Annotated in this window: 5 protein-coding genes; 3 read left to right on the forward strand and 2 right to left on the reverse strand. The window is 64.5% G+C overall.

Annotated elements, in window-relative coordinates; translation table 11 throughout:
- Window positions 1-52: 52 nt before the first annotated feature.
- The gene (locus V5A20_RS12825; protein ID WP_332327511.1) at window positions 53-1,558 is read right to left on the reverse strand and encodes a PKD domain-containing protein; all 1,506 of its coding nucleotides are present in this window, start codon (window positions 1,556-1,558) and stop codon (window positions 53-55) included.
- 611 nt (window positions 1,559-2,169) lie between these two features.
- The gene (locus V5A20_RS12830; RefSeq protein ID WP_332316545.1) at window positions 2,170-2,595 is read right to left on the reverse strand and encodes a hypothetical protein; all 426 of its coding nucleotides are present in this window, start codon (window positions 2,593-2,595) and stop codon (window positions 2,170-2,172) included.
- Window positions 2,596-3,332: 737 nt separating this feature from the next.
- Between V5A20_RS12830 and V5A20_RS12835 the strand changes: the two genes are divergently transcribed.
- The 3 genes from V5A20_RS12835 (at window position 3,333) to V5A20_RS12845 (ending at window position 5,632) form a co-directional block, all read left to right on the forward strand.
- Window positions 3,333-3,824, forward strand: coding sequence for a hypothetical protein (locus V5A20_RS12835; protein ID WP_332327512.1), 492 nt, complete (start codon window positions 3,333-3,335; stop codon window positions 3,822-3,824).
- A gap of 49 nt (window positions 3,825-3,873) precedes the next feature.
- Window positions 3,874-4,200, forward strand: a complete 327-nt coding sequence (locus V5A20_RS12840) for a hypothetical protein (protein ID WP_332316543.1) — start codon at window positions 3,874-3,876, stop codon at window positions 4,198-4,200.
- A gap of 463 nt (window positions 4,201-4,663) precedes the next feature.
- Window positions 4,664-5,632 carry a ring-cleaving dioxygenase gene (locus V5A20_RS12845; protein WP_332316542.1) on the forward strand — a complete coding sequence of 323 codons (969 nt, stop codon included), beginning with the start codon at window positions 4,664-4,666 and terminating at the stop codon, window positions 5,630-5,632.
- Window positions 5,633-5,729: the final 97 nt, after the last annotated feature.

Consider the following 5,729-nt stretch of genomic DNA (forward strand, 5'->3'; position numbering starts at 1 on the left):
AGGGGCCCGCGACACGAGACCCGGGCATTTCTGCACGACACAGAGAACGTTGCTACTCAAGCTGTAGCAGCCATGCCCCGGACGGCAAGTCCTCGGCCCGCTCTGCGAGCACCTGTCGGGCGGCCTCGCGGTCCCCGACCGGCCCGAGCACCACCCGATGCCGCCGGGCGCCCCGATCGCTCTCAGCTGCAACGACCCCCACACGTACGGTCTCCGGAAGTCGCTCGCGGTAGCGACGGGCCACGGCCGTCGCCTGCCCCTCCTCGCTCATCGAGGCGACGACGATGCCCCATTGCTTCTGTGGGGCCGTCTCGGCCGGGGGGGCAGTCGGCCCAGGGGGCGTCGACGACGAATCCGGAGGGCTCGGCGCCGCCGCCTCCGAAGCGCTCGTGTCCCGCTCAGCAGACCGGACCACGCGAACACGGGTCGTCTGGGCGTCGGCCCCGTCGCGATTCGACACCTGCACCCGCGCGGCGTACGTGCCTGGGGCCGTGTACGTGTGGGTGGGCGATGGGCCCGCTGCGGTCGCGCCGTCCCCAAACCGCCACTCGTACGCAAGCGAATCAGCCCCTGTCCCCGCCGCACGGAACTGCACCGGCGCCCCCGCCGCCACCGGCTCCGGGGTGGCACGGACCGTTGCGAGACGGGGCGGCTTCGGGGGCCGCTCCACCGTGACGGCGAGGGAGTGGTCCGTCGCTCCGGCCTGGTTGCGCGCAGTGAACGAGACCTCATGGCTCCCAGGCTGCTCAAAAGAATGTGTGACCGTTCGGCCCGTAGCCGTCGCGCCGTTTCCGAAGTCCCATCGGTAGTGCAGGGGACGGTCGGCCTCTTCCTCGTTGACAGTCGCCGCGAACGTGACCGACGTGCCGGCCTGCACGGTCGTTGGCCCGTCTAGTTGAAAGATCTGCGGGGGCGTTGGCGTCGTGAGGGGCACCTTCAGTCCGAACCCGAGAAGCTGGCCGGTTGCGTCGAACCGGGTTTCGTCGTTGGACCCGTCCACGGCCCCGCCGGGAAAAGTCAGGTTGACCCGCGACTCCACATAGAGCGAGGCCGCTCGCCCGAGATGGATGTCCACGCCGCCTCCCACCGAGGGCCCCACGCCGATGCGCGTCGGAGGGCGGTCGCCCCCAAGCGTGGCGTGGACCCCGAGGTCCACGTACGGGGCCACGGCCCCGCCGGAAAAGGTGTATCGCCCCAGCAGCTGCGGCGCGTAGCGGTACGAGTCTGAAATGCCTTCGATCTCGGGGTAGACCTCCACCGGATAGTTTCCGCCCTGAATTCCAACCCCCAGGGCCCAGCTTGGCGAAAACTGGTACCCGACCTCTCCAACGAACACGAATGGAAGCCCTGCCCCTCGAGCAAATTTGTCTCCCCCAAACGGATGTGCCGGGCGCCACGACGACAGGTCGCTCGCAAAGTCGGAGAGCCCGCCCCCAAGTTTGCCGTAGAACACGCCGTCGGCCCGCTGGGGCTGGGCATGCAGAGACGGCACAGCGACGCCAAGCAGTAGGCCTGCGAGGAGTCCCCAGGCGCACGCGGACCACACAATCTCACGCACAGAACGAGGAACAGCCATGAAGAGAACGCGGGGACCAGTGGGGCGAACGCGATCGCTGCAAGGAGCGCCCACCGACCGCCGCTCCGGACGCGGTTTCCGATCGGCTGGACGCTGGGATGCGTTTATCAGAGCAAAGACCTTGCCTCTCCTTCCCCAGCAGCACGCAGACGCCCGCGTCCGTCTGCGATCTCGTTACCGGCGTCAGCCGGCCTCTCATCGTCATCAACGGCCTCCCCACCGACAACTCGGCGTGGACGTGTGGGGGCTCACCTCCCGCACGGTCCCCGGACGAAGCTTTGGGGGTGCGCCTCGTTGTGGTCCCTCTGGACGAGCGACACGACCACATCCGAGATCGCCTGCGTGGCGGGGACGGCGGTCATCGCTGAAACCGCCTACATCGTTGGCCTGCATGCGGCGCCCTCAACGGACGTTGCGGGTCCGGGATGCCCTTCGGATCACCGAGGCGCGGCCCCAACTGTGCCACTGGGCTTCCCTCAACCCGACCCGCAGCGCAGTGCTCGGCTGGCAGGGGCAGTCCCCTGCACGGCGATCTGGGAAGACCAGGACTGGCGCGAGAACGTCGCCGCGCGCACCACTGTACTACGCTTCCACTATGCCTCCACCTCTTCCTCGTCGAGCACCTCCACCGGTCGCACATCCCACATCAGCATCGTTTCGATGTCGGCGTAGTCCTCCTCCACCACTTCCTCTTCACCGTAGTCGTTCACGAACTTGTAGTCGCCGTAGGTGGACCGCTCGAACGGAGGAAGGCGATGCCACTCCGTTCCCTCTCGGTCAACAAAGTGATCTGGGAAAGGACTCTCCACCTCGTAGCTAGGGTGGTAGGAGTGATACGTCTTGCGGGCCTCATGAATGGCGGCCCGGCGGGCCCCGGCCTTCGTTTGGCTCTCCCCCTCGACGCTGAACGGAGAAATCTCGATCTTGGCCGTGATGAAGCCGTCGTCGTTCTCGTAGTATGTCGGCCGCATTACTTCAAAATCACTCGGCTCGGGATATGCACTACTTTCGTCGGCCATGGGAAGAGACGGATCAAAGTGAAGGGTACGCGCAACTGTAGGTCTGCAGAAAATCGCCGTCAAACAGCATGTTCACTACGATCGGCCCTCAGAGAGGATTCCGCAGGGGCTGAGACAGTCGCCGCTCTCGTCTAGAATTCGTACAGGCCCGCCGGCGATGACTGCCCAACTACAACCTTGTCGTTATTGGCAAAAGCTACGCCCCGATTCTCCAGGGCTTGTGGATGGAGCTGTGGATAACTTTTTACGGCATCTCCGTGCCGGACGAACTTGCAACAATAACAGAAATAAGACCCGTCGTTTGCCCCGAAACTCCCGCTTTCGCCCCGATGAGCGGATTTCCGTTATTTATAAAAGTCGTATCCGCACGTGGACGAGTTGTGGACAACGACCGCTCCCCGAGCGAAACGGGCACGCTCGACAAGAACGGACTCCTCCTCCAGATGGCCGTTATTTCTGTAGCTGACGTCCACACTCTCCTCCTTTTTCCGTCGGAAATGGGCAGCGTATCGACCTTCCATCAGAGTGGATCTGTCGCCCCTTGGACGCCGGACGTTATGCCTGCGTCGGTTCACGTGTCTACGAATTCCGCTTTGGACCCTTGGGGGGATGGCGCTGCAGATCGAAGGCCCGAGCAGCGCGAGCAAACGACCCGGGAGGAACGCGCCTCGATGGAGGAGGAGGTGGAGCATCTCCCCGTTGTAGACTCGTAATGTACCTCATAACGTCCGGCACTCATGCCGCGTCCTGTGAATCGATTTCTTCGCCGTCTTCCGACGACCCGTGCCCCATCCGCGGCAGGGACGGTCCTTCTGGGACTCCTGCTGCTGGCTCTTTCGGCCTGTGGTCCGGCCATTTCCGAATTCAACGCTCAGGCGTACGAACAAGCCACCTCCCTGAAGGTGGAGGCACTGGCCCTCATGGACGAGGCCACCCGCCCCTATTCGGAGCACGCCGAGGCCGTCCAGCAGCTAAAGACCGACCTGGAGAAGGCCCACGAGTTCGCGAAGGGACGCCCCAACAATGAAATTTCGGCGCGGCAGTGGCGCATCCTCATTGACGCGGAGCGGGACCTCTTGGGGGGCTTTCTGGCCGACTGGCAGGAGCAGTCTTCGTTCTCCCCCGCCTTTGTTGACGAGAAGAAAACACAGGTGGCCCGGGCCTTCGATACGATCATCGAGCTGGAGAGCGGCAAGAGAGACCCCGAGGAGGTCCGAAACGGCTCATGATCCATGCCCCCACGCCCCCGACGGACCTGTTCATCCAGTCCACCGACCGATGCCTGACATCGACGCATTTCTCGACGCCCTACGCGACGAAATTACGGACCTCGCCACGACCCACCTGGAAGAGGTGCGGGACGCTGCCCTCGAAGACGGCGAGGCGTTCCTGGAGCGAACGCAGGACGACCTGAGGCGGTGGGCCCGCCTGCTGGAGCAGGGAGAGCTTTCCCAGAACGAGTTCGAGTGGCTCGTTCGAGGACAGAAGGACTTGGCCGAGATGGAGGCGCTCAAGCAGGCGGGACTGGCGGCCGTCCGGGCCGAGCAGTTCCGGGACGCCTTGATGGACCGCATTGTCGGCACCGCCAGCCGGATTCTTCTGTGAGCACTGGCGTGGCGGAGAGCCCGCGACCCCGCCAGGATCGGTTCCGTGTGTCCCCACCGCGCCCTCGGACCCGGAGACGGGAGTCTCCATCCTGACGCTCAGGGCGCACCGGCCGGCCGGTGCGGGAAGGAGGGTGCCAAACGACAAAACGTCCCGCCGACGATCCGGAACGGGACGTCTCGAAACGGAGGCACCAACACGAAAGGCCCGCTCCGAGCGGGCCAGCTTTTGTGGGCTTTTCGATCAGTATGGATTTTTCGACCAGCCACTGACTGCAGTATACAAAAACTGCCCCTGGGGATCGCTTAAACGCAGCGATACGTTCTTGTGACGGAAGCCCTTCCGAACAATTCTCACCACCAGGGTTTGTAGAGTATGCCCACGGAAATTGACCGCGTGTCGAAGAGCTCACAGGGCCCTGTCTCCCGCTCCGTCTCTCGCCCCCCCAACAGTCCTTCCCCCCATGAGCAACCCAGTCTCTGGCATTCATCACGTCACCGCCTACGCGCAGGACCCACAGGAAAACTTAGACTTCTATACAGGCGTCCTGGGGCTTCGCCTCGTCAAGCAGACGGTCCTCTTCAACAACCCTTCGGAGGCCTTCCAGGGGCCCACGATGTACCACCTCTACTACGCCGACGAGACAGGCACGCCCGGCACGGTCCTCACCTTCAAGCCGCACCACAGCATCCAGCAGGGACAGGTGGGGCGCGGACAGGCCACCGCCACGGCCTTCACCATTCCGGAGGGCGCCATCGACTACTGGGTGGACCGACTCGGCGCCGCAGAAGGCGCCACCCTCTACCCCGTGACTGAGCGCTTCGGACGGACCGTCATTCAGTTTCAGGACCACGACGGCCAGCCCCTGGAGCTCATTACGGGACGGTCCGACATCGACCCGTGGGCCGATGGACCCGTGCCCGCCGAACACGCGGTGCGCGGGTTCCACGGGGTCACCATTCACCCTCACAATGGCCAGCTCACCGCGGACGTCCTCAAATTGATGGGGTACGAGCAGGTCGACCACGAGCCGACGCCCCAGAACGGGGACTGGACCCGATACCGCGTCCCCGGGCCCGACCACGCTCAGTTCATCGACCTTTACAACGAGCCCAACATGCACGAGGGACGGTGGGGGTACGGCACGGTCCACCACGTTGCGTTTCGAGTGGCGGACGACGAGCATCAAATGGCCGTCCGGCAGCGGCTCCGAGACGCCGGTCACGACGTCACCACGATGAAGGATCGCAATTACTTTCACTCCCTCTACTTCCGCGAGCCGAACGGCGTCAACTTCGAGATCGCAACGGACCCGCCCGGCTTTCTCCACGACGAGCCCGTCGACGAGCTCGGCACGACGCTAATGCTGCCGCCCTTCCTCCAGGACCGGCGTGAGGAGGTAGAAGCCCAGCTTGCCGACATCTCGGTGTAGCCACGACAGGCCCCCGCGTCTCCCCTTCTTCGTTTGCCCCGCCCGCGGCCTTGACCGACGTCGGGGCCGCGGGCGCTTTCGCGTTGGGAGATTTGCT

Origin of the sequence: Salinibacter sp. (assembly GCF_036626415.1) — a bacterium.
GTDB lineage: Bacteria > Bacteroidota > Rhodothermia > Rhodothermales > Salinibacteraceae > Salinibacter.

Bases quoted from the DNA above. Each gene is read 5' to 3' on its own strand.
- V5A20_RS12830 (WP_332316545.1), bottom strand. From the start codon at position 2,595: ATGGCCGACGAAAGTAGTGCATATCCCGAGCCGAGTGATTTTGAAGTA.
- V5A20_RS12835 (WP_332327512.1), top strand. From the start codon at position 3,333: ATGCCGCGTCCTGTGAATCGATTTCTTCGCCGTCTTCCGACGACCCGT.
- V5A20_RS12840 (WP_332316543.1), top strand. From the start codon at position 3,874: ATGCCTGACATCGACGCATTTCTCGACGCCCTACGCGACGAAATTACG.
- V5A20_RS12845 (WP_332316542.1), top strand. From the start codon at position 4,664: ATGAGCAACCCAGTCTCTGGCATTCATCACGTCACCGCCTACGCGCAG.